The sequence below is a fragment of the Streptomyces sp. WAC07094 genome, from assembly GCF_036320405.1.
Classification (GTDB): domain Bacteria; phylum Actinomycetota; class Actinomycetes; order Streptomycetales; family Streptomycetaceae; genus Streptomyces; species Streptomyces lannensis.
The window spans coordinates 1580919-1603161 of the sequence record NZ_JAVMJZ010000001.1 but is presented as its reverse complement, the minus strand read 5'-3'; the positions used below and the strand labels follow the sequence as shown (position 1 = coordinate 1603161).

General features: G+C 70.1%; 20 protein-coding genes and 2 pseudogenes. 8 read left to right on the top strand and 14 right to left on the bottom strand.

Annotated features, from left to right (window positions below; genetic code table 11):
* Positions 1-28 precede the first annotated feature (28 nt).
* Positions 29-1081, top strand: a complete 1053-nt coding sequence (locus tag RCR19_RS07100; protein ID WP_331264332.1) for an NAD-dependent epimerase/dehydratase family protein — start codon at positions 29-31, stop codon at positions 1079-1081.
* Positions 1082-1174: 93 nt separating this feature from the next.
* Here RCR19_RS07100 and RCR19_RS07095 read toward each other — a convergent pair whose 3' ends face one another.
* On the bottom strand, positions 1175-2287 hold the full coding sequence (locus RCR19_RS07095; protein WP_331264331.1) for a HAMP domain-containing sensor histidine kinase: 1113 nt from the start codon (positions 2285-2287) through the stop codon (positions 1175-1177).
* Complete coding sequence (locus RCR19_RS07090) at positions 2277-2999, bottom strand: response regulator transcription factor (RefSeq protein ID WP_331264330.1); 723 nt, start codon at positions 2997-2999, stop codon at positions 2277-2279. The genes RCR19_RS07095 and RCR19_RS07090 overlap by 11 nt, the downstream gene beginning before the upstream one ends.
* Before the next feature lie 113 nt (positions 3000-3112).
* Here RCR19_RS07090 and RCR19_RS07085 point away from each other — a divergent pair, with 113 nt between their 5' ends.
* The 4 genes from RCR19_RS07085 (at position 3113) to RCR19_RS07070 (ending at position 6817) form a co-directional block, all read left to right on the top strand.
* On the top strand, positions 3113-3841 hold the full coding sequence (locus RCR19_RS07085; RefSeq protein WP_331264329.1) for a glycosyltransferase family 2 protein: 729 nt from the start codon (positions 3113-3115) through the stop codon (positions 3839-3841).
* Positions 3838-4494: a DUF2064 domain-containing protein gene (locus RCR19_RS07080; RefSeq protein ID WP_331264328.1), complete on the top strand. Its 657-nt coding sequence runs from the start codon at positions 3838-3840 to the stop codon at positions 4492-4494. Before RCR19_RS07085 ends, RCR19_RS07080 begins: the two co-directional genes overlap by 4 nt.
* A gap of 80 nt (positions 4495-4574) precedes the next feature.
* Entirely contained in the window at positions 4575-5354 is a 780-nt protein-coding gene (locus RCR19_RS07075; protein ID WP_331264327.1) for a methyltransferase domain-containing protein, read from the top strand.
* The gene (locus tag RCR19_RS07070; protein WP_331264326.1) at positions 5351-6817 is read left to right on the top strand and encodes a glycosyltransferase family 87 protein; all 1467 of its coding nucleotides are present in this window, start codon (positions 5351-5353) and stop codon (positions 6815-6817) included. Before RCR19_RS07075 ends, RCR19_RS07070 begins: the two co-directional genes overlap by 4 nt.
* Before the next feature lie 92 nt (positions 6818-6909).
* Here the strand turns inward: RCR19_RS07070 and RCR19_RS07065 are convergent, their stop codons facing one another.
* Complete coding sequence (locus tag RCR19_RS07065; protein ID WP_331264325.1) at positions 6910-7347, bottom strand: GtrA family protein; 438 nt, start codon at positions 7345-7347, stop codon at positions 6910-6912.
* 167 nt (positions 7348-7514) lie between these two features.
* Here RCR19_RS07065 and RCR19_RS07060 point away from each other — a divergent pair.
* Both RCR19_RS07060 and RCR19_RS07055 read left to right on the top strand, forming a co-directional pair.
* Positions 7515-8045: pseudogene (locus tag RCR19_RS07060) on the top strand (molybdopterin-dependent oxidoreductase); the annotation flags it as partial.
* Positions 8046-8047: 2 nt separating this feature from the next.
* Complete coding sequence (locus RCR19_RS07055) at positions 8048-8284, top strand: hypothetical protein (RefSeq protein ID WP_331264324.1); 237 nt, start codon at positions 8048-8050, stop codon at positions 8282-8284.
* Positions 8285-8551: 267 nt separating this feature from the next.
* On the opposite strand, the gene RCR19_RS07050 is transcribed toward RCR19_RS07055, so the two are convergent.
* The gene (locus tag RCR19_RS07050; RefSeq protein ID WP_331264323.1) at positions 8552-9646 is read right to left on the bottom strand and encodes a 2-oxoacid:ferredoxin oxidoreductase subunit beta; all 1095 of its coding nucleotides are present in this window, start codon (positions 9644-9646) and stop codon (positions 8552-8554) included.
* Positions 9639-11489 (bottom strand): annotated as a pseudogene (locus RCR19_RS07045) (2-oxoacid:acceptor oxidoreductase subunit alpha); the annotation flags it as partial. The pseudogene RCR19_RS07045 and the gene RCR19_RS07050, both read right to left, overlap by 8 nt.
* A gap of 751 nt (positions 11490-12240) precedes the next feature.
* Here RCR19_RS07045 and RCR19_RS07040 point away from each other — a divergent pair.
* Positions 12241-12888 (top strand): response regulator transcription factor, encoded by a 648-nt coding sequence (locus RCR19_RS07040; RefSeq protein WP_331264322.1) that lies wholly within the window; start codon positions 12241-12243, stop codon positions 12886-12888.
* 221 nt (positions 12889-13109) lie between these two features.
* On the opposite strand, the gene RCR19_RS07035 is transcribed toward RCR19_RS07040, so the two are convergent.
* From RCR19_RS07035 to RCR19_RS06995, 9 genes are all read right to left on the bottom strand, one after another.
* On the bottom strand, positions 13110-13340 hold the full coding sequence (locus RCR19_RS07035) for an acyl-CoA carboxylase epsilon subunit (RefSeq protein WP_331264321.1): 231 nt from the start codon (positions 13338-13340) through the stop codon (positions 13110-13112).
* Between the two features lie 103 nt (positions 13341-13443).
* Positions 13444-13881: a DUF6069 family protein gene (locus RCR19_RS07030; protein ID WP_331264320.1), complete on the bottom strand. Its 438-nt coding sequence runs from the start codon at positions 13879-13881 to the stop codon at positions 13444-13446.
* Positions 13882-13997: 116 nt separating this feature from the next.
* Positions 13998-15584 (bottom strand): FAD-binding protein, encoded by a 1587-nt coding sequence (locus tag RCR19_RS07025; protein ID WP_331264319.1) that lies wholly within the window; start codon positions 15582-15584, stop codon positions 13998-14000.
* Between the two features lie 158 nt (positions 15585-15742).
* Positions 15743-16408 carry a DsbA family oxidoreductase gene (locus RCR19_RS07020; RefSeq protein WP_331264318.1) on the bottom strand — a complete coding sequence of 222 codons (666 nt, stop codon included), beginning with the start codon at positions 16406-16408 and terminating at the stop codon, positions 15743-15745.
* A gap of 40 nt (positions 16409-16448) precedes the next feature.
* Entirely contained in the window at positions 16449-18041 is a 1593-nt protein-coding gene (locus tag RCR19_RS07015) for an acyl-CoA carboxylase subunit beta (RefSeq protein WP_331264317.1), read from the bottom strand.
* 14 nt (positions 18042-18055) lie between these two features.
* Entirely contained in the window at positions 18056-18820 is a 765-nt protein-coding gene (locus tag RCR19_RS07010) for a 4'-phosphopantetheinyl transferase superfamily protein (protein WP_331264316.1), read from the bottom strand.
* The gene (locus RCR19_RS07005) at positions 18817-19773 is read right to left on the bottom strand and encodes a Gfo/Idh/MocA family oxidoreductase (RefSeq protein WP_331264315.1); all 957 of its coding nucleotides are present in this window, start codon (positions 19771-19773) and stop codon (positions 18817-18819) included. Before RCR19_RS07005 ends, RCR19_RS07010 begins: the two co-directional genes overlap by 4 nt.
* Positions 19770-21170: an NDP-hexose 2,3-dehydratase family protein gene (locus tag RCR19_RS07000; protein ID WP_331264314.1), complete on the bottom strand. Its 1401-nt coding sequence runs from the start codon at positions 21168-21170 to the stop codon at positions 19770-19772. The genes RCR19_RS07005 and RCR19_RS07000 overlap by 4 nt, the downstream gene beginning before the upstream one ends.
* Positions 21171-21235: 65 nt before the next feature.
* Positions 21236-22204 (bottom strand): hypothetical protein, encoded by a 969-nt coding sequence (locus RCR19_RS06995; protein WP_331264313.1) that lies wholly within the window; start codon positions 22202-22204, stop codon positions 21236-21238.
* Between the last annotated feature and the right edge of the window lie 39 nt (positions 22205-22243).

Here is a 22243-nt window from a genome sequence, read left to right as displayed (position 1 = left end):
GAGGGTCTGCGACCGTACGGTCGGTGGCATGTTGATCCTGGTCACCGGAGGCGCGGGCTTCATCGGCTCGCACATCGTCGCAGCCCTCACCGGCTCCGGGCACGAGGTGCGCGTGCTCGACACCCTGTTGCCCGCCGCGCACAGTACGCCCCCGCCGATCCCGGACGGGGCGGAGTTCAGACACGCGGACGTCCGTGACGCGGCGGGCGTCGCCGAGGCTCTGCGAGGCGTGGACGCCGTTTGCCATCAGGCGGCGATGGTCGGACTCGGCAAGGACTTCGCCGACGCCCCCGCATACGTGGGATGCAACGACCTGGGCACCGCGGTACTGCTGGCGGGCATGGCCGATGCCGGGGTCCGGCGTCTGGTGCTGGCGAGTTCGATGGTGGTCTACGGCGAGGGCCGCTACGAGTGTCCGGCCCACGGCGTCGTGGGACCGGGTCCGCGCAGGGTGGCCGACCTGGAGGCGGGACACTTCGAGCCGCCGTGCCCGAAGTGCGGGGAACCGCTGGTCCCGGGCCTGGTCGCGGAGGACGCGCCGCTCGATCCGCGCAACGTCTACGCCACGACCAAGCTCGCGCAGGAGCACCTCGCCTCCGCATGGGCGCGTGCCGTCGGCGGGCGGGTGTCGGCGTTGCGCTACCACAACGTGTACGGCCCCGGAATGCCGCGGGACACCCCTTACGCGGGTGTCGCCTCGCTGTTCCGGTCCGCGCTGGAGCGCGGTGAGGCACCGCGGGTGTTCGAAGACGGCCGGCAGAGGCGGGACTTCGTGCACGTACGGGACGTCGCCGAGGCCAACCTCGCCGCCCTGGACGGCCTGTCCGGCCTGCCGGACGGAACCGCGCGGCCGTACAACGTCGGCAGCGGCGAGCCGCACACGGTGGGCGAGATGGCCGCCGCGCTGGCCGAGGCGCACGGCGGGCGGGCGCCGGTGGTGACGGGGGAGTACCGGCTCGGCGACGTCCGCCACATCACCGCCTCCTCGCGCCGGCTGCACGAGGAACTGGGCTGGAAGCCGCGGGTCGCCTTCCGGGAGGGAATGGCGGAGTTCGCCACGGCCCCACTGCGTGCCGTCTGACGAACCCCTTCGACGAACGGCCGGTTCCGGGCCGACGGAAGAGGAGGGCCCGTCCGCATCGCCGGCAGGACGGGTCCTCCTCTCGAGGGCTTCTCAGACGGCGGCGGGCAGGCGCACCTCGAAGCGGCAGCCGCCGGGGACGTTGCACACCGCCGCCCGACCCTGGTGGGCCTCCACGATCCCCCGCACGATGGCCAGACCGAGCCCTGCTCCGGCCGGCGGCGTGCGTGCGTCGGTGCCGCGCCAGCCGGTGTCGAAGACACGAGGCAGGTCCTCCGGGGGAATGCCGCCACAGCCGTCGGTCACGGACACGACGACGCTGTTCTCTTCCCGGTGGGCGGCGACGGCGACGGTGCCGTCGGTGGGCGTCCGGTGGATCGCGTTGGTGAGCAGGTTGGCCAGGACACGGGACATCTCGCGGCCGTCGACCTCGATGGGTACGGGCTCGACCCTTTCGCCGATGATCCGCACTCCGTGCTCCCTCGCGAGGGCGTCGGCCCCCGCGAGTGCGTCGTCGACGAGGTCGTAGACGGACATCCGGGTGGTGTTCAGGGCGAGGACTCCGGCCTGGATGCGGGAGAGTTCGAAGAGGTCGCCGACCATGCCGCTCATCCGCGCGACCTCCGCGCGGATACGTCCGTGGTAGACGCTCGGGTCGTCGACGATGCCGTCCTCCAGCGCCTCGGTCATGGCCTGCAGTCCGGCGAGCGGGGTGCGCAGGTCGTGGGAGATCCAGGCGACCAGTTCGCGGCGGGAGTCCTCCAGGGCCCGCTCCCGATCCCGGGACGCGGCGAGTTTGGCACTGGTGGCGGCGAGTTCGCGTCCGAGTTCGGCGAGTTCGGCGGTCGGTGCGGCGGCGGGCGGGGTGAAACTGCCGTCGTCGCCGAGGGCACGGGTGGCCTCTGCCAGAGCCCGGCTGCCGCGTACGACCCCGCGGCCGAGCGCAAGCGCCACGCAGAGGGAGACGACGGCCGCGATGGAGCAGACCATCGTCACGACCCACAGGTCGTGGTCGGACAGGAGCATGGCCCAGGCCACCAGCATCGTCCCGGCGAGCATCGCCGCGACCGTGACGGCAGCGACCACTGCGAGGGACAGCGTCACCGAGCGGTTGCGCAGCAGACGCAGAACGCCCATGCCGAGCAGCCCCGCCGCTGCCGCGCCGATGGCCGCGTAGACCACGATCAGGGCGGTGTCACGCAGCATCGTCGGCTCCGTCCTTCTGCGGCGGAGCGTCGAAGCGGTAGCCCACGCCCCACACGGTGCTGATCAGCCTCGGATGTGCCGGGTCGTCCTCGATCTTCTCGCGCAGGCGCCGGACATGGACGGTGACCGTCGACAGATCGCCGAACTCCCAGCCCCATACCCGCCTCATCAGCTCCTCGCGGCTCGTCGCCTGCCCAGGGCTGCGCAGGAAGTATTCCAGCAGGTCGAACTCCCTGATGGTCAGGGAGAGTTCGGTGCCGTGACGGGTGGCTCGGCGGGCATCGGGGTCCAGTTCGAGGGAGCCGGCGCGCAGCCGGGACGCGGCCCCCGGGGAGGGGGCCGCGGTCAGTGCTCCGGTGCGGCGCAGTACCGACTGCACCCTGAGGACCAGTTCACGCGGGCTGAAGGGTTTGGTGACGTAGTCGTCGGCTCCGACCTCCAGACCGAGGATCCGGTCCTCCTCGTCGCCACGCGCCGTCAGCATGATCACCGGAAGCGGGCCGTTCTCGCGGATGCGACGGCAGACCTCCAGCCCGTTCATGCCGGGCAGCATCAGGTCCAGCACCACCAGGTCGGGCGGCCGAACCCGGGCATGGGCCACGGCCGCGGGACCGTCGCCTGCCATGTCCACGGCGAAGCCCGCTCGATCCAGATATCCGGCGACGACCTCCGAGACGGTGGGGTCGTCGTCCACGACGAGTACGCGTTTCACGTCACCGAGTCTCGCACCAGGGTTCGACGGTGGCTGGAAGCGCGGGCGGGCGTCAGAGTTCCGTAAGATCGCCAAACCCCTTATGTCGCTTTTGTCTCCGTAGGGTGAGTGACGTGACCGAGACATCCCCCTCTTCGCCTGCTCCTGTGGACGTGGTGCTGCCCTGCCTCGACGAGGCCGAAGCCCTGCCCTGGGTGCTGCAGCGCATCCCGTCGGGCTGGCGCGCGATCGTGGTCGACAACGGCTCCACCGACGGCTCGGCTGACATCGCCCGCTCCCTGGGGGCGCATGTGGTCCACGAGCCACGACGCGGCTTCGGCGCCGCCTGCCACGCGGGCCTGACCGCCGCGACGGCTGACGTCGTCTGCTTCTGCGACTGCGACGCATCCCTCGACCCAGCACTTCTGCCCGCCGTTGCCGGGCCTGTCCTCGACGGCTCCGGCGACCTCGTGCTGGGCCGCCGCAGACCCGTCACACGCCGTGCCTGGCCGATGCATGCCCGCCTGGCCAACCTGGAGCTGGCCCGCCTGATCCACCGGCGGACCGGACTGCGGCTGCACGACCTGGGCCCGATGCGCGCCGCGCGCCGCGAACCGCTGCTCGCCCTGAACCTGACCGACCGGCGGTCCGGCTACCCGCTGCAGATGCTGGTCCGCGCCGCCGACGCAGGCTGGCAGGTGAAGGAGACGGACGTGCCCTACCGCCCGCGCACCGGCCGGTCGAAGGTCACCGGCACCTGGCGCGGCACCTGGCACGCGGTGCGGGACATGCGCGCCGTCCTCGCCGAACGTCCCGCCGCAGACCAGACGCACCCGCACACCGCCAGAGGAGCCGGACGATGAGCGGCCCCCACCCGGCCACAGGGCCGGCCACGCTGCTGGTCATCGCAAAAGAACCCGTCCCGGGGCGGGTCAAGACCCGCCTCACCCCGCCCTACACCCCCATGGAGGCGGCCGCCATCGCCGAGGCCGCTCTCGCCGACACCCTGCACACAGTGCTCAAGACCCCCGCCCGCCGGCGCGTCCTCGTTCTCGACGGTGCTCCCGGCCCCTGGCTTCCGCCCGGCTTCGACGTCCTGCCCCAGGGATCCGGCGGCCTGGACGAGCGGATCGCGTCAGCCTTCGCTCACTGCGACCGGGGTCCGGCTCTCCTCGTCGGTATGGACACCCCCCAACTGACCGCGGACCTTCTCATGGGAGTGGGACACGACGAATACGACGCCTGGTTCGGTCCCGCCGCGGACGGTGGATTCTGGGCACTGGGCTTCGCGGAACCTTCACGCGCCGAGGCTCTGGTGCCGGGTGTGCCCATGTCCACCGACCACACCGGGGCGGTGCAGCGGCGCCGGCTCGCCGAGGCGGGGCTGAACGTGCGCGACCTGCCGGTACTCCTCGACGTGGACACCGCCGCCGACGCCGTCGCGGTCGCCGCTTGCTGCCCCGTCGGTTCGCGCTTCGCCACCACACTGAACTCGCTCGCGGAGGTCGGTCGATGAGCGGTACGGCACACGGCACCGACCCCTCCTTCGCCCGGTGGACAACGCAGACAGGGACTCGACGGCATTCGCAGACCGTGATGGCGCGGCCTGCTCGACTGCCCGCGCAGTCGCATCCTGCCGATCGCCCGAGACCGGGCGAGCCGTGGACGGACGACCCCTACGCCCACGCCCTGCGCACCGGACGCGGCCCGCTCTTCATGCGCCGCCTGCGGCCACCGGTCGACAGGGACGACGCCGGAGGGGAAGGGGAACTGCTGCCGCTGGACGTCGAGCGCTGGTGCGCCGCACCCGACGCCGCCGACACCGGTGTTCTGCAGCGTTGCGCCGGCCCCGTTCTCGACGTCGGCTGCGGGCCCGGACGGCTGGTGGCCGCCCTGACTGCAGGGGGCGTGCCGGCGCTCGGCGTGGACGTCAGCCCGGCCGCCGTGGCCCGGACCCGACAGCGCGGGGGCGCCGCCGTGCGCCGGTCCGTGTTCGATCGCCTTCCCGGGGAAGGTCGCTGGGGCACCATCCTGTTGATGGACGGCAACCTCGGAATCGGCGGCGATCCGCTCGTCCTCCTGGCCCGCCTGCGCACCGTGGTCCCGCCCGGCGGGCGCCTGCTGGTGGAGGCCGCGCCGCACGACGTCGACGAGCGCCTCACCGTCCGGGTCGAGGACGCCCACGGCCGTCACGGCCGCCCCTTCCCCTGGGCACGGCTCGGCGCCACTGCCCTGCTGCACACCGCCGAAGCCGTGGGCTGGATCCTGACAGGCCGGTGGGCTGACGAAGGCCGCTCGTTCGTCGAACTGCACCGGCCACGGTCCAGGCAGCACGACGAGCGCGCCTCGGCCGGCGGAAGGACCGAACAGCCGTGAGCGACACCGCTGCCCCGCAGCATCAGTCCCCCCAGCCGATGCCCGGCCGGGCCGGAGTGCCGGGGAACCGCGCAGCAGCCCGTGTCAGCGTCGTGCTCACAGCGGTCCTGCTCACCGCGCTGACAGCCGTTGTCCACGACACCGTCCGCGCCGGCGACAACCACAGCGCACCCGGCCGTCTGCTGGCCGGCTACGGCATCGCCTGGACACTGTTCGCCGCCGCGGTGTGGGCTGTGCGCAGGGCCCCGGCCCGTGCCGCGACCGGACTGGTCCTGACCGGTGCGGCCGCCATGGCGCTGGCCGCCCTCGCCGCGCCGCCCCGCACCAGCAACGACATGTTCCGATATGCGTGGGACGGCCGTGTCCAGGCCGCCGGCATCTCCCCGTACACCTACCCGCCCGCCGCACCCGAACTTGCCAAGCTGCGTGACGACTGGCTGTTCCCCCCTCAACGGCCCTGCCGGGGCTGGGGGCTGACCCATACGGACAGCGGCCTGTGCGTCCGCATCAACCGGCCCACCGTCCCCACCATCTATCCGCCCGTCGCCGAGGGCTGGTTCTTCGCCGTGCACGCCCTCTCACCGTCCGACAGTCGCCACAAGCCGCTCCAAGTCGGTGGCGCAGTACTGGCGTTCGGCACGACTCTCGCTCTGCTCACCGTGGTGCGCCGGCGTGGCGATCCCCGCCGTGCCCCAGCCCGCGCAGCCTTGTGGGGATGGTGCCCGGCCGTGCCCTTCGAAGCGGTCAACAACGCCCACATCGACACCCTCGGCGTCCTGCTCACCGTGCTGGCTCTCGGCACCGCCACCGCCGGGGGCCGCCGCGGGGCGCTCCTCGGCGCCGCGATCGCCGTGAAACTGCTGCCCGTCCTGGCACTGCCCGGCGCCCTGTCCGGCCGGCGCAGTCCCGCACAGGTGGCACGCGTGGTGTCGGCCGCGATCGCCGTGTTCGCGCTCGCCTACCTGCCCTACGTCATCGCCTCCGGCGCGGGCGTCCTCGGCTATCTGCCCGGCTACCTCCAGGAGGAAGGCTACGAGCCCGGGGACGTGCACCGCTTCGCCCTGCTGCGGCTGCTGCTTCCGGACGCCGCCGCAGGGGCGACGGTGATCGTGCTGCTCGTACTGATGGCCCTGTACGTGTGGTGGCGCGGCGACCCGGCCCGGCCCTGGCGTGGTGCCCTGGTGCTGACGGGCACCGCTCTGCTGCTGGTCTCACCCAACTACCCGTGGTACTCGCTGCTCGTCGTCGGCCTCGTGGCCCTCGACGGCAGGTGGGAGTGGCTGACCGTCACCATGGCCGGCACCGCCCTCTACCTCGGCGGCCGCCTGCTCCCCGGCTTCCCGCTCCAGGCCTGGGCGTACGGCGTGGCCGCCGCGGCCATCGCTCTCGGAGCCTGCCTGCGCACCGCCCCGGCACGGCATCTCCTGGACCGGCGCCGTGACCGGAGTCTGCCGGGCACCTGACATGGATCGCGGACGCCGACCGGGTGCCCGGACACCGTGGCGCCGCACCCAGGAGGCTGATCCAGGTCATCCGCCCTGTCGGCACCACGGCATCAGCGGCGGCGCCGGAACACGACCAGCCGCAACATCGTGAAGCGCAAACCGGTCACCAGGGCGACCGTGGGAACCAGCACCAGAGCCTCCGTCGCCGGAGGGGCGGTGGGCCGGTAGTGGACGAAGAGCAGGAGCACACCGGAGGTGACGAGGTAGGCCAGAACGAACAGGAGCCCGGCGCCCGCATGAGCCCGAACGGCCCTGACCGTGGACCCGCGGAAGGTGAGTCGGCGGTTGGCCTCGGTATTGAGAACCGTGACGACGACCAGGGAGACAAGATTCGCCAGCACCGGCGGCCACCAGCGGCGCATCTCCCAGTACAGCAGTGCCTGGGCCACGGTGGAGGCGAGACCGATCACGATGAACCAGCCCAGCTCCCCGGTCAGCCTCGTACGGCCGGGCAAAGAGGGGCGGTGCAATGTGCGCAGGCGTCGCACCTGACCATGATGAGTCCAACCTCCCGGGCCCGTCGAGTCGAGCCGGGCAACGACTCCGCCGTCCGGCTGACGGCACGTACCCGCCTCCCCGCCGGACCCGCCCTTCGGCCCGGATCTGCGTCAGGTTGTAGACCTGCGCCGAGGTGTCCGGCGCCCGCCGTGCCGGGGTCGGCGGCCGGTTGCGCGGGAGCGCCCTGCTCGCACCCCACAACCGCAATCCGGGCAGCGGCCCGAACGGCTTCCAGAACAACAAGACGGCCGCGGCCGTCGGAGTCACCCGCGCGCGCCTGGGCCCTGACCGGCGGCTGGAACTCAGCGGGCACGGCCCGTCTGTGACCTTGACCCGAGCCCGGCTGCTGGCCATGCGTCAGCACGCCGTCATGTTGCCGATCGCGTGCGTGGAGGGATGGTCCACCTCCGATCAGCACTGGAGCGGACTGCGGCTGGCGGATCTGGCCGCCATGGCCGGGCTGCCCCGTGCCTCGAGCGTCCTGGTCGAGTCCGTCCAGCCGCCCGGCCCCTACAGCTCCGTGCTGCTGCGGGGCAACCAGATCCACGACCCCCGAGCGCTCCTCGCTCTGCGCGTCAACGGTGCGGACCTCTCGATCGATCACGGATATCCGGCACGCGTCATCGTCCCGGCCAACCCAGGGGTGAACAACACCAAGTGGGTGCACCGGCTCACCTTCAGGACGTGACCATGGCACGTTTCGTCCGTTGGTACGGCTCCAACCCCTTGCACCTGCTGGTTCCGATCTGCTCGTTCGCCCTCACCGCCTACGCCATGGTTCGCCTGTTCGCCATCAGACCGCTCGCAGTCGCGGTCGGGTTCGTCGGCGCCGCGATCGTCCACGACTTGGTGCTGCTGCCGCTCTACCCGATCGCCGACCTGACGGTCCCCGCGGTGCTGAGGCATCGGACCATCGGTGTGCCGTAACTCCCCTGGATCAATCACCTGCGGGTGCTCCGGGGTGCTCCGGGGTGCTCCTGCTCGTCTGGTTCCCGCTCGTATTCGGTCTGTCCATGCCCTATTCCGGTGCGACCGGGCTGTCGGGGCTCCTGACGGCCGGTAAGAACATGACGTCCTGCGTGTGGTGCGCAACGACCGGACTCAGGCACCTTCGGCAGGCGGAGAGGGAAGCCAGGCCGATTCAACGGGGCCCTCGCCCGCGCAGCCCCTGGGACCAGCACCGAGCCGCCGTGTTCAGCTCCCGCCCTTCGTCGTCGGAACGGTCCAGGTGTCGTTGCCGTGGAGGAGGGTGGTGAGGTCGCCTTTGCCGTTGTGTTCGATGGCGGTGTCGAGTTGGTCGGCCATCTGGGTGTCGTAGACGGGGCGGTGGATGGAGCGTAGGACGCCGATGGGGGTGTGGTGGAGGGTGTTGGGGTCGGCGAGGCGGGTGAGGGCGAAGGCGGTGGTGGGGGTGGTGGCGTGGGCGTCGTGGATGAGGATGTCGGCTTCGTTGTCGGGGGTGATGGTGGCGGTTTTGAGGTCGCCGGTGTGGGGGTCGCGCAGGACGCCGTGGGTGTGGTGGGGTCCGAAGCGGATGGGTTGGCCGTGTTCGAGGCGGATGACGGCTTCGTCGGCGGTGTGTTGGTCTTTGAGGGTGTCGAAGGCGCCGTCGTTGAAGATGTTGCAGTTCTGGTAGATCTCGACGAGGGCGGTGCCGGGGTGGGCGGCGGCTTGGCGTAGGACGTCGGTGAGGTGTTTGCGGTCGGAGTCGATGGTGCGGGCGACGAAGGTGGCTTCGGCTCCGAGGGCGAGTGAGAGGGGGTTGAAGGGGGCGTCGAGGGAGCCCATGGGGGTGGATTTGGTGATTTTGCCGGTTTCGGAGGTGGGGGAGTACTGGCCTTTGGTGAGGCCGTAGATGCGGTTGTTGAAGAGCAGGATTTTGAGGTTGACGTTGCGGCGCAGGGCGTGGATGAGGTGGTTGCCGCCGATGGATAGGGCGTCGCCGTCGCCGGTGACGACCCAGACGGACAGGTCGCGGCGGGAGGTGGCCAGGCCGGTGGCGATGGCGGGTGCGCGGCCGTGGATGGAGTGCATGCCGTAGGTGTTCATGTAGTACGGGAAGCGGGAGGAGCATCCGATGCCGGAGATGAACACGATGTTTTCTCTGGCCAGGCCGAGTTCGGGCATGAAGCCCTGGACGGCGGCCAGGACCGCGTAGTCGCCGCAGCCGGGGCACCAGCGGACTTCCTGGTCGGATTTGAAGTCCTTCATGCTCTGGCGGGCGATGGCTTTGGGCACGAGGGAGAGCGCGTCGATCGTGCCGGTGCCTTGGGTGGGCGTCTCAGCCATCGATGGCCTCCTGGAGAGCCGTGGCGAGTTGTTCGGCTTTGAAGGGCATGCCGTTGATCTGGGTGTGGGGGCGGGCGTCGACGAGGTAGGTGGCGCGGATGAGGGTGGTGAGCTGGCCGAGGTTCATCTCGGGGACGACGACGGTGTCGTAGTGGTGCAGGACGTCGCCGAGGTTGGCGGGGAAGGGGTTGAGGTGGCGCAGGTGGGCCTGGGCGATGGATTGGCCGGCGGTGCGCAGTCGGCGGACGGCGGCGGTGATGGGGCCGTAGGTGGAGCCCCAGCCCAGGACGAGGGTGCGGGCGTGGTGGGGGTCGTCGACGTCGAGGTCGGGCACGGTGATGCCGTCGATCTTGGCTTGGCGGGTGCGGACCATGAAGTCGTGGTTGGCGGGGTCGTAGGAGATGTTGCCGGTGCCGTCCTGTTTCTCGATGCCGCCGATGCGGTGTTCCAGGCCGGGGGTGCCGGGGATGGCCCAGGGGCGGGCCAGGGTCTGTGGGTCGCGCAGGTAGGGCCAGAACGCTGTGGTGCCGTCGGCCAGGGTGTGGTTGGGGCCCTGGGCGAACTGCACTCGCAGGTCGGGTAGTTCGTCGAGGTCGGGGATGCGCCAGGGCTCGGAGCCGTTGGCCAGGTAGCCGTCGGACAGCAGGAAGACGGGGGTGCGGTAGGTCAGTGCGATCCGGGCCGCCTCCAGTGCGGCGTCGAAGCAGTCTGCCGGGGTGCGCGGGGCGATCACCGCGACGGGGGCCTCGCCGTTGCGGCCGTACATCGCCTGCAGCAGATCGGCCTGCTCGGTCTTGGTCGGCAGGCCCGTGGAGGGGCCGCCGCGCTGGATGTCCACCACCAGCAGCGGCAATTCCAGGGAGACGGCCAGGCCGATCGTCTCGCTCTTGAGCGCCACCCCCGGACCGGAGGTCGTGGTCACGGCCAGTGAACCGCCGAACGCCGCGCCCAGTGCGGCGCCGATCCCGGCGATCTCGTCCTCCGCCTGGAAGGTACGCACTCCGAAGTTCTTGTGCCGGGACAACTCGTGCAGGATGTCGGAGGCGGGTGTGATCGGATACGAGCCCAAAAACAGTGGCAGGTCCGCCTGCCGGGACGCCGCGATCAGCCCGTAGGCCAGCGCCAGGTTCCCTGAGATGTTGCGGTAGGTGCCCACCGGGAACGCCGTCGTGGCCGGCGCGACCTCGTAGGAGACCGCGAAGTCCTCGGTGGTCTCACCGAAGTTCCAGCCCGCCCGGAACGCGGCGATGTTGGCCGCCGCGATGTCCGGCTTCTTCGCGAACTTCGCCCGCAGGAAACGCTCCGTGCCCTCCGTGGGCCGGTGATACATCCACGACAGCAGACCCAACGCGAACATGTTCTTGCTGCGCTCGGCCTCCTTGCGGCTGAGGTCGAACTCCTTCAGCGCCTGGACGGTCAGCGTGGTCAGCGGCACCGGATGGACCTGGTAGCCCTCCAGCGAGCCGTCCTGCAGGGGGCTGGTGTCATAGCCGACCTTCAGCAGCGCCCGTTTGGTGAACTCGTCCGTGTTGACGATGATCTCCGCGCCCCGCGGCAGGTCGCCCACGTTCGCCTTCAACGCGGCCGGGTTCATCGCCACCAGCACGTTCGGCGCGTCACCCGGCGTGAGGATGTCATGATCGGCGAAGTGCAACTGGAACGAGGACACACCCGGCAACGTGCCTGCCGGAGCACGGATCTCCGCGGGAAAGTTCGGCAACGTCGACAGATCGTTCCCGAACGACGCCGTCTCCGACGTGAAACGATCACCCGTCAACTGCATCCCGTCACCGGAATCCCCCGCAAAACGGATGATCACCCGGTCGAGCCTCTGCACATCCTTCGTCCGTGAGATCTGGCGGTCCGGTGTCTGTGCGGGTGTCGTGCGGTCCCGCGCCTGTGCGGCGGTCATGTCCTCATCCCATCTCCCGAGAGCGGCGTCAAGTCGCCCGGGTCCTGTCGTGTGTCGGCCGGGGAGGATGGCCGATTCGCCACTGCTTCTGAACTGACGGTGTCGATAGCGTGCTGTTGTGGATACTCCTGCGCTTGATCGCATTTGCGGTCGCGTGGGTGTGACCCATCACTCGTATACGTCGTACGCTCCTGCGTGTACGATGTATCGCGAGATAATGGAAGAGGTCTGTACGGGGGAGCTGGTGTAGTTGGCTTTGCAACAATTCGGGGCTGGTGTGCGGATACCAGTGGGCTGACTGACCAGGCAATATGATTCGCTATGCGATGAGCCTTCCGCCGGGGTCGTGTTTCCGCGGGGGCGTGAATCTGTGTGCACCGGATCGCCTTCTTCGGCGCCTGTCGGATTACTTATTGTTTCGGCAGAGTTTCGGTTCTCCTCTATTTGCCGAGTCATCAACTGTTGATCTTTGACGGATCGAGTGCATGGTCTGTACCCTTCTTGTGGACATGCTTTCGATGGCTCGACGCTCCTCTTGACCGGACGAATATGGGGGATTTCTCGGATGGGGCATCAGTCCGTAAGGCTTGTTGAAGCGCGCATTCCGCATCAGATGTCGGCGCGGGGTGCGTCCGTCAGGCCGGAGGTGAGGCGAGTCCGCAAGGCGTTACGCGTACTCGCGGTGGAGAACGAGACCGAAGTGGCGAAGGAGTTGGTTCGCGACCTGTGGCGGCACGGATACCAGGCCGAGAGTGTGCCGACCGGCGCACAGGCCCTGCAGCAGTACCGCAATGCCGACCTGCTCCTCGTCGACCTGGACCTGCCCGATCTGGACGGTGTCGAGCTGTGCCGGAGCATCCGTGCCCTGTGCGACGTCCCGATCATCGTCGTGACGGCCCGTGACTCCGAGGTGGACCGGGTCCTCAGCCTCCGGGCCGGCTCGGACGACTATGTGGCCAAGCCGTACAGCCTGGCCGAGTTGATCGCGCGTATCGAGGCCGTCATGCGCCGGGCGCTGCGGCAGCCTGCCGCGCCCGATGAGGCCATCACCGTCGGCTCGCTGGGCATCGATCCCCGCGCCCGGGAAATCCGTCTCGACGGCCGGCACATAGATGTGACGCGCAAGGAATTCGATCTGCTCTACCTGCTGGCCTCGCGCCCGGGAATCGTTGTCACCCGGAGGCAGATAATGGCGCAGGTCTGGCGGGACTCCCGGTCGGAGCCGGGACGTACGATCGACACTCATGTCAGCAGCCTGCGCAGCAAGCTGGGTTCGAGCAGTTGGATCATCACCGCCCGCGGCGTCGGTTTTCGTCTGGGGCATGCTTGATCCTGACCGGCGGTCACCTGGATCGTCCGGGAAATGAGTCGGCAGTACGGCAGGGATACGTCTCGTATTCGAGAGCGGATCCGGGGAAAACGAAGGATCAGTGATCCGAGGGAGGCCGCCCGGTCAACGGCGATCTGCGGTCTTCCCACCTGGAATCGGCTCGGATGAAACTGTATTCCGCTCATTCGCCCCAGGTTTTCGCCCCCGCCCGGCGGGCGGGATCAGGCCGCGCCGCGCCAGCCCGGCAGCGGGCCGGCGGCCCATGAGGTGGCCGTCCCGCGCCTGGCCGAGAAGGGTGTCCAGTGCGCCCCCCGCGGACCGGTGCCGGTGTCCGCCGGCTCCACCGCCCGAGTGGCGTTCGTGGCGAGTACGCCGGCCAGCGCCACCGCCACCGCGGCGACCTCTTCGTCGGTGGGCGATCCGCTGATGATGCGCCAGCACTCCGTTGCCATGCTTCCCCCTTGTACGCGGTGATGTGAAGACGTGCGGAACCGTACGAAGGCGGCCCTTCGGAACCGGTCGGTTCCGAAGGGCCGCCTGGCGACTGCCTCGATGTCAGACGCGGGACCTGCGGACCACCTCCAGGGCGGCCACCACGACGAAGCCGACGAACAGATGCATCGGGATCAGGGTGGCGGCGGTCCCGCCGTCGGTGTCCTGGGTCAGCGGCCCGATCGCGGTGAGCACCGCCACGGCACCGCCCAGGATCTGACCCACCCTCAGGAAGACCGGCTTCCAGCGGGCCAGAAGGACGGTCACCGTGACGCCGATCACCGGTGCCGCGATCGACATGAAGACCACGGCGCCGGCGCCGATCTCGTCGGGCTTGCCGTTGAGCTCCAGGACCAGGGAGGCTCCGGCGGCGTCGCCGATGAACAGAAGGATCAGGTTGACGACCGTGGCGAGGACGGCGGCCCCCGCCACGGCCTGCCATACGGGCAGCGCTCGCCGTCCTGGAGCGGTGCGGGTGGCAGCGGGGTTACTGCTGGTCATGGAGCCCTCCGGGCTGTTGTACCGCGCCGGCCACGGGGGTGCCCGGGGCCGGCGCGATGCTCATGGACATAGGGGTGTGCGCTTCCGGCGCGAGGGCCGACCGCCCGAGCCGGCCGTCAGGCGGGATCCAGGGACAGGGCGTGCCGGAAGACGTTCTTGGGGTCGTAGGTGTTCTTGACCCGCTGCAGCCTGGGGTAGTTGTCCTTCCAGATGATCGAGTACCAGGGCACACCGGAGGTGTTCTGCACCGGGTCGCGCATGTCGACGTCGGGGTAGTTGATGTAGCCGCCGTCCTGCCGGCCGTTCGGCACCGGGAAGCCGCCGGTCGCTCCGTGGACGTTCTTGCGCAGCGTGCGCAGCCAGCCGACCTCGGTCTCGTCCTGCGCCGGATCGGCCCAGTTGTTCGAGTACCAGAGCTTGAGGACGGAGTCCCGCTGAGGGATGGCCGTGGCCGACGACTCCACCGTGTTGATCTTGCAGCCGTAGGCCGCGAGGTAGACCAGCCCGGCGCCGAAGTGGTTCGGGTCGTTCAGGGAGCGGTAGATCGCGCCGACCTGGGCCTCGGTCAGCGGCTTGCGCAGATGGCCGCCCATGGACTTCTGCCGGGCGTATTCGCCGTAGCTCGGGGTCGGTTCCAGGGCGATCTCCAGCCAGGTGCCCTCCGTGATGTCGACCGTCGGCTCCAGGCCCACACCCGCGTTCACCGCGCGGATGTAGTCGTCGTGGAGCTTGGCGGTGTCCTTCAGCGTGGCGTCCATGCGTATCTCGAGCTGGACCGTGCCGGCGAGGGACGAGTGCAGCTGCAGCGAGCTGTGCATCGCCGAGTAGACCGAGCCGGGGGCGCTGTTCGCGGCGTGCCAGGCACCGTGGTTGAGCACCATGCGCGTGAAGCCCGCCTCGGTCAGCTGGGCCCAGGGCCAGGTCACGATGGTCTTGCGCATCCGCGCGGGAGGCCGCGGCAGCAGTGCGGACGCGCTCCCGGAGGCCCCCGGGGTGCGGAACCAGAACCGAGTCACGATGCCGAACCCTCCGCCGCCTCCGCCGGTGTGGGCCCACCACAGGTCGCGGTTCGGGTCCCCCGCGTCGCGCGTGGCGATGATCGTGCGCGCCTTGCCGCCCCGGTCCGCGACGACGACCTCGACCGCGTACAGATGGTCCACGACAAGGCCGTGGCGGCGGGACAGCGGCCCGTATCCGCCGCCGCTGACGTGGCCGCCGACGCCCACCTCGGGGCAGACCCCGCCGGGGACGGTGACACCCCAGCCCTCGTACAGCGCCTTGTACACCTCGCCGAGGCGGGCACCGGCCTCCACGGCGAAGGCGTTCATCGTCCGGTCGAAGGTGACGTTCTTCATCTCCGACAGGTCGACCAGCAGACGGAACTGCGGGTCGTCGACCAGGCCCTCGAAGCAGTGCCCGCCGCTGCGCACGGTGATGCGCTGGTTCTTGGCGACGGCCTGGTTCACCGCCTTCTCGACCTGGGAGGCGCAGTGCACGAGCCAGATCTCGTCCGGGGTCGCCACGAAACGGTTGTTGTAACCGCGCTCTGCGAGCTCGGCGTAGCGGGCGTCGCCCGGCCTGACGATCACCTCCGGATCGGCCTGTGCCACGGCCTGTGCCGAGGACGGGTTCAGTGCGGTGAAGCCCGCCGTGGCGCCGGCCACCGCAATCGCGGAGCCCAGAAACCTGCGTCGCGAAACCATGTTGAGCCCTATCTGTGCGGGGATATCGACAAAACACCGCATGGACGCATGCGGACCGGGGGTGGCCTTCAGCCAAGCAGCCACCGAGGGGCGTCACCACGCACTTGACGTGGATCTGTCATGCCCCGATGCGAAAGTTGAGGTACCGGACGCTCCGGTCAGAAGCCGGGGGTGGTCCGGGCCGCCTCGCGCAGCGCCGCGAACAGCGCGGCCTCCGGCTGGGATCCGTGCAGCGGCCGTACGCCGTCGATGAAGAACACCGGCACCCCGGTGACCCCCAGCCGGCGCACCCGGTCCAGTTCGGCGCGCAGCCGTTCGGTCTCGGCGGTCATGTCGACCGGCACGGAGCCGTCGTCCTCCATGACACCGACCTCCTCCGCGAGACGGGCGAGAGTGGTGGCGTCGCCGATGTGCAGCCCGTCGGTGAAGTGGGCGCGGAAGAGCCGTTCCACCAACTGCTCGGCCCTGCCCTGCCGGGCGGCCCGGGCGATGAGCCGGTGCGCCTCGAACGTGCCGGTGGCCACGGCGCGTTCGTAGTGCAGCTCCAGTCCCTCCGAGGCGAGCTGTTCGGCGTGGCGCAGCGTCTGCCGTACGGCCTCCGCGCCGAACACCCGCTCAAGGACGGGAAGCAATGGCTCCCCCTCGGTGGCGGCACCCGGTGCGAGTTCGAACGGCAGGAACTCCACCCGGACTTGCCGGCCTTCGGCACGCAGCCGGTCTGCCGCACGGACGAAGCGGGTGTAACCGAGATAGGAGTGCACGCAGATCACATCGAGCGCGATCCGTACGTGCACCGTCGTGCTCTTGGGCGTGTGCTGTGGCAAGGCTGCCGCCTCCCAGGGGCTGGTGCGGTCGGGTACCTGGTCACTGCGGGGGGTTGCCGTGTTTGCGGGAGGGCAGGTCCGCGTGCTTGGACTGGAGCATCGCGAGGGACTTGATGAGGACCTCGCGGGTCTCGGCGGGATCGATGACGTCGTCCACGAGTCCGCGTTCGGCCGCGTAGTAGGGGTGCATCAGCTCGGACTTGTACTCCTTGACCATGCGTGCCCGCATGGCCTCGGGGTCCTCCGCACCGGCGATCTGGCGGCGGAAGATGACGTTGGCCGCACCCTCCGCGCCCATCACGGCGATCTCGTTCGCGGGCCAGGCGTAGGTGAGGTCCGCCCCGATGGACTGGCTGTCCATCACGATGTACGCACCGCCGTACGCCTTCCGCAGGATCAGCGAGATCCGCGGCACGGTCGCGTTGCAGTAGGCGTACAGCAGCTTCGCGCCGTGCCGGATGATCCCGCCGTGCTCCTGGTCGACACCGGGCAGGAACCCCGGAACGTCCAGGAGGGTGGTGATTGGGACGTTGAAAGCATCGCACATCTGCACGAAACGGGCGGCCTTCTCGCTGGCCTGGATGTCCAGTACGCCGGCGAGGGTCTGGGGCTGGTTGGCGATGATGCCGACGACCTGGCCGTCCAGGCGGGCCAGCGCGCAGATGATGTTCCGCGCCCAGCGCTCGTGGACCTCCAGGTACTCGCCGTCGTCGACGATCTCCTCGATCACCTTGGCCATGTCGTAGGGCCGGTTGCCGTCCGCCGGGACCAGGTCCAGCAACACCTCGCTGCGCCGGTCCACCGCATCCTCGGACTCCACCCGCGGCGGGTTCTCCCGGTTGTTCTGCGGCAGCATCGACAACAGGTAGCGCACCTCGGCGATGCACGTCTCCTCGTCGTCGTAGGCGAAGTGGCACACCCCGCTGGTCTCGGCGTGCACATCCGCACCGCCCAGACCGTTCTGGCTGATCTCCTCACCCGTCACGGCCTTGACCACGTCCGGACCGGTGATGAACATCTGCGACGTCTCACGGACCATGAACACGAAGTCCGTCAGCGCCGGACTGTAGGCCGCACCACCCGCACACGGGCCCAGCATCACCGAGATCTGCGGGATCACACCCGAGGCCCGGGTATTGCGCTGGAAGATGCCCCCGTACCCGGCGAGCGCACTGACACCCTCCTGGATCCGCGCACCCGCACCGTCGTTCAGCGACACCAGCGGCGCACCGGCCGCGATGGCCATGTCCATGATCTTGTGGATCTTCGTGGCATGCGCCTCACCCAGCGCACCGCCGAAGACACGGAAGTCATGGGCGTACACGAAGACCGTGCGGCCCTCCACCGTGCCCCAGCCGGTGACCACACCATCGGTGTACGGCTTCTTCGTCTCCAGCCCGAACCCGGTCGCCCGATGCCGCCGCAGCTGCTCGACCTCCTGGAAGGAACCCGCGTCCACAAGCAGCTCGATACGCTCCCGCGCCGTCAGCTTGCCCTTGGCATGCTGCGCCTCGGTCGCCTTCTCACTGGGCCCGGCCACAGCCTGCGCACGGATCTCGTGCAGCTCCGCCACCCGCCCGCGCCCGTCGACGGGTTCGACCCCCGACGGAGGCCTGTCGTCCAGTGCGGTCATCCGTGTCTCCTCCTTCATGAGCGGGACGGGCGCGGTCGGGCGTCCGTGGTACGTCCGTCGGAGATGTTCCCGACGCTCAGCACCGACTCGGGCCGGAGCCGGTGCACGACGGTGTGCCGAACCGGTTCCCGAACCGCCGCGGCCGCCGCGTGGCCCGGGCCGCAGGGCACGTCGAGGACGTGCCAGCCGTCCGGCCGCGGCGGAGCCCCGGGGCCGGCGTCACCGAGATACACATCGGACGTCCAGCGGCCCACCCCCACGCCCGTTCCCTTCAGATACGCCTCCTTGCGCGCCCAGAGGCGAGCGAAGACGGCCGGCCGGCCCGGACCCGCACACTGCTCCAACTCCCGCCGCTCCCACGGGTGGAGAGCCGATCGGCACAGCGAGACCCGTTCCGGGCACGGCAGTCCTTCGATGTCGACGCCAACCGGTGCGCGGGCCACACCGATGAGCACCGCGCCCCGGCTGTGGGACAACGAGAAGTGCGGTGCGCCCGGTGCGGCGCCGGCCAGCACGGGGCGCCCGTGCGGGCCGCCGCAGCGAGGGCAGTCCGCACGGGTGAACGTCACGTCCCTGGCGGGGATGCGCAGGTACGCACCGAGCAGCCGGCGCAGCGCGATGTGCGCGGCGATGTACAGCGCCCGGTCGGCGGGCCGCCGGAAGGCGTCCGCTCGGTGCCGCTCGGCTTCGTCGAGTTCCCCGAGGGGAAGCGGTACGACTCCGGGCGGGGTCAGCAGCCACAGGTCCAACCGATCCGCGTCGAGGTGGAGTTCGGTCATGCGGACAGACGGCGTACGTCGTCCAGCAGCTCGGCCTGCCGCAGGGTGTCCCCACGCACCGCGGACCCGGCGCGGACGGCGGTGGCGAAGGCGGCGACGGTGGCCGCGACCTGGTCGGCGGGCTCCAGCCGGATCTCCTCCGTGGTGTGCCCGTGCACGGCGATCCCGGGCACGAAGTCGGCCGGCGGCGTGAACGCCCGGTCCACCGTGATCCGGCCCTCGCTGCCCCACAGTTCGTACCGCGAGAGGTAGGCGTGCTCCATCCCGAACGTGAGGTGTGCGGTGACGCCTTCGGGTGTGCCCAGCAGCGCGGCGCCGGACGTCTCCACCCGTCGCCCGCTCCCTCGGGTGAGCCTGGCGCCGATGACCTCGAGAGCGGGGCCCAGGAAGTGCAGGGCGGCGCGCAGCGGGTAGAGGCCGACGTCCGACAGGGCGCCACCGCCGAGCTCGGGTGCGTAGCGGATGTCACCGTCGGGGAGCGGGGGGATGGTGAACGCTGCGTGAAACGAGCGGAGTTCACCGATCCGCCCCGCGGAGACGAGGCGCCGCACCGCCTCGTGCCGCGGATGGTGGACGAACATCACGTTCTCCATCAGGGCCGCACCCTGCTTCGCGGCGAGGTCCAGAAGACGCTCGGTGCTCTCCGGGTCCGTCGTCAGGGGCTTCTCGGCCAGCACGTGTCTGCCCGCGTTCAGAGCGGCCTCCACCCAGGGGGCGTGCAGTGCGGCCGGCAGGGGGACGTACACCGCCTGCACGTCGTCGGCGTCCAGCAGTTCGGCGTATCCCCGCACCGGACGGCAGCCGAAGCGTGCGGCCACCTCCTCGGCCCTGGCCGGATCACGGCTGGCGACGGCGGCGACCTCCACGTCGCGGGATGCGGCGAACGCCGGCAGCATCCGCCGTACCGCGATGTCCGCGCAGCCGAGCACCCCGATGCGTACCGGCGCGCTCATCGCCGGCCCGCCAAGGTCGCGTTGAGGCAGGCCAGCAGTGTGCGGGCCTGGACGTTGAGGTAGTGACCGTGGCGGACCAGCCAGGTGAGCTGGTCGGGGGTGACCCAGGCGTAGCCGGGCGGCGGATCGAGTGGGGCCTCCCGCTCGTCGGCGTCGACGACGAGATACCGGCTCTCCGCGTTGAGGAACCGACCGCCCTCCTCCGAGTGCACGGCCTCGTACCGGATCCGGTCCGGCGGCACCTCGAGCACGGTGTCGAGGAACAACGGGCGCTCCTTGTCCGGGAGATGGGCGTAGTTGCCGGGTGTGTACTGGACCGTGGGGCCCAGTTCGACGGTGTCCAGGAACCCGCCTTCGACCCGGGCGTGCACCAGCACATGGGGTATGCCGTCGAACGTCCGGGTGAGGAAGGCGGTGACGCCGAGGCCGACCGGCTCGAACAGCGGCTGGGTCCAGCTGGTGACCTCGCGGTTACCGGCCTGGACGGCCACCGCCACCACCGTGAAGTAGCGTCCGTCCTCGTGCTCGATGGCCATGTCGTGGCGCCGCCAGCCGGGCAGCCCCGCCAGCGGAACACGCTCGGCGTGCACATCGTGCCGGGCGCGCTCACCGGTGATCCAGGACAGCAGGTCGGCGTCGCAGTGCAGGGCGCTGCTCGCCGTCGGTGCGACGGGCAGGCAGGACAGCACCGTTCGCGAGTCCATGTTGACGACATTGTCGCGGTGCAGGAGCTCGGCGATCTGCCCCAGGGTGAGCCAGCAGAAGTCGTCGAGGAGGGGCACGTCGCCGACCGCTTCCACGATCATGTTGCGGTTGGACTTGCGGTAGAACCACGAACCGTGCTCGGACTGCAGGACGTCGGCGACGATCCGCCCGCGCCCCGGCCCCACGAAGTGCTCGATGTACTTCACGTCCGCGCCCCGGTGGGCCTTGGTGTAGTTGCTGCGGGTCGCCTGCACGGTGGGGGAGAGCTGGAGCAGATTCGGGTTGCCGGGTTCCATCTTCGCCTGCATCAGGAAGTGCAGGACCCCGTCGAACTCCTTGACCAGGATGCCCAGGATGCCGACCTCGGGCTGCTTGATGACGGGTTGGTGCCAGTCCGCGTACGGGCCGTCGCCATAGGGGCCGTCCCGCTCGGTGACGTGCAGGCCCTCGATCGTGAAGAACCGGCCACTGCGGTGCATCAGGTTCCCGGTGGTCTCCTGGAACGACCAGCCGTCCAGTCGCGCGAGGGGGATCCGGTCCACGCGGAAGGCGTTGACACGGCCTCGTTCGGCGAGCCATTCCGGGAAGTCGGCGGTCGGCAGGTGCACGCCCCGGGCGGTGGCGGCCGACCGGGCGAACCGGTCGGAGAACTGCCGTGCAGTGTCGCGTGCTTGAAGGAGCGGAGACGGCATCGAAGAGAACTCCCCGTGTGCGATGGGTCCGGTGTGTCCGGGCTGCGAGGCGTACGGCTGACCGTTCAGCGGAAGTCGACGATGGTGAACAGGCCCTTCTTCACGAGCTTGATCCCGTCGGTGGCGTCCTTCGACCACGTGAGCGCGGCGTACCGGGCCCGCTCCACGGGGAGTTGTACGACCGTCGACCGGCCCGTGGACAGATGCAGGCTGCCCAGGCTGACCGAGGTGAACGGGGAGTCCGGCGGGAAGGTGCCGTCGTCGGGCATCGAGTCGAAGTAGGCCTTGAGGCCGGCTTCGGTGGTGCCGTCCGCGATCCTCACGAAGAGCAGTTCGTTGACCTGGCCGGGGATCTCGTTGACGTACTGCAGGGGCCGTCCGGCGCGCAGCGTGCCGCGTACCTCGAAGCGCGGCCCGGCGCCGGGCACGTTCCTGGACACGATCGTCGCGGTCGGTGCGAGACCCTGGTCCACGGTGTCCCCGGTGACCGTCAGCCAGCGGTAGCGCGGCTCGGCGTCGCCCACCGCCAGATAGTCGAACAGCAGGTACCTGCCGGGCTGGAGACGCTGGGTGAAGACCCCCGGCTGTCCGGGGTGGATCACCAGGCCGCCGAGCAGGGTGGCGGTGTCGTCCAGGTCCTTCGCCCCCTGGGGCACGTCGGACGGCGTGTTGGACAGCGCGCGGGACAGGGCGCCCAGGAAGTCGTCCCAGCCCTTGCCGTCCCTCAGCCGGGCGAGTCCGATCCAGCCCTTGCCCGCCTGGGTGGTCGAGGCGTGGAACGTCGTCAGCCCGGGACGGATGGTCGCCGGTGCCGTGAACTCCTCGGCGGTGGAGGTGATGTCGACCGAGTGGGACGTCTCGGCGGTGGCGGTGCTGAGGGCGGGAGCAGGTGCCGCGAGGGCGGGCCCCTGGACACCGGCCAGTATCAGTGCGGCGCCGGCCAGTACGGTCGTCATGCGCGGGGTGCGCCTTCCGCGCTCGGTGTTCTTCCCGCCCTGCGGGCGCTTTGTGCTCTCACGGCTCTCGTCGTTCATCTCGGGGTCCTCACCGGTCTTTCCGGGTACGGGGGCGGG

Bases quoted from the DNA above. Each gene is read 5' to 3' on its own strand.
- RCR19_RS07005 (WP_331264315.1), bottom strand. From the start codon at position 19,773: ATGAGCGCGCCGGTACGCATCGGGGTGCTCGGCTGCGCGGACATCGCG.
- RCR19_RS07010 (WP_331264316.1), bottom strand. From the start codon at position 18,820: ATGACCGAACTCCACCTCGACGCGGATCGGTTGGACCTGTGGCTGCTG.
- RCR19_RS07095 (WP_331264331.1), bottom strand. From the start codon at position 2,287: ATGCTGCGTGACACCGCCCTGATCGTGGTCTACGCGGCCATCGGCGCG.
- RCR19_RS07025 (WP_331264319.1), bottom strand. From the start codon at position 15,584: ATGGTTTCGCGACGCAGGTTTCTGGGCTCCGCGATTGCGGTGGCCGGC.
- RCR19_RS07030 (WP_331264320.1), bottom strand. From the start codon at position 13,881: ATGACCAGCAGTAACCCCGCTGCCACCCGCACCGCTCCAGGACGGCGA.
- RCR19_RS07080 (WP_331264328.1), top strand. From the start codon at position 3,838: ATGAGCGGCCCCCACCCGGCCACAGGGCCGGCCACGCTGCTGGTCATC.
- RCR19_RS07100 (WP_331264332.1), top strand. From the start codon at position 29: ATGTTGATCCTGGTCACCGGAGGCGCGGGCTTCATCGGCTCGCACATC.
- RCR19_RS07015 (WP_331264317.1), bottom strand. From the start codon at position 18,041: ATGACCGCACTGGACGACAGGCCTCCGTCGGGGGTCGAACCCGTCGAC.
- RCR19_RS07075 (WP_331264327.1), top strand. From the start codon at position 4,575: ATGGCGCGGCCTGCTCGACTGCCCGCGCAGTCGCATCCTGCCGATCGC.
- RCR19_RS07050 (WP_331264323.1), bottom strand. From the start codon at position 9,646: ATGGCTGAGACGCCCACCCAAGGCACCGGCACGATCGACGCGCTCTCC.
- RCR19_RS07035 (WP_331264321.1), bottom strand. From the start codon at position 13,340: ATGGCAACGGAGTGCTGGCGCATCATCAGCGGATCGCCCACCGACGAA.
- RCR19_RS07000 (WP_331264314.1), bottom strand. From the start codon at position 21,170: ATGCCGTCTCCGCTCCTTCAAGCACGCGACACTGCACGGCAGTTCTCC.
- RCR19_RS06995 (WP_331264313.1), bottom strand. From the start codon at position 22,204: ATGAACGACGAGAGCCGTGAGAGCACAAAGCGCCCGCAGGGCGGGAAG.
- RCR19_RS07055 (WP_331264324.1), top strand. From the start codon at position 8,048: ATGGCACGTTTCGTCCGTTGGTACGGCTCCAACCCCTTGCACCTGCTG.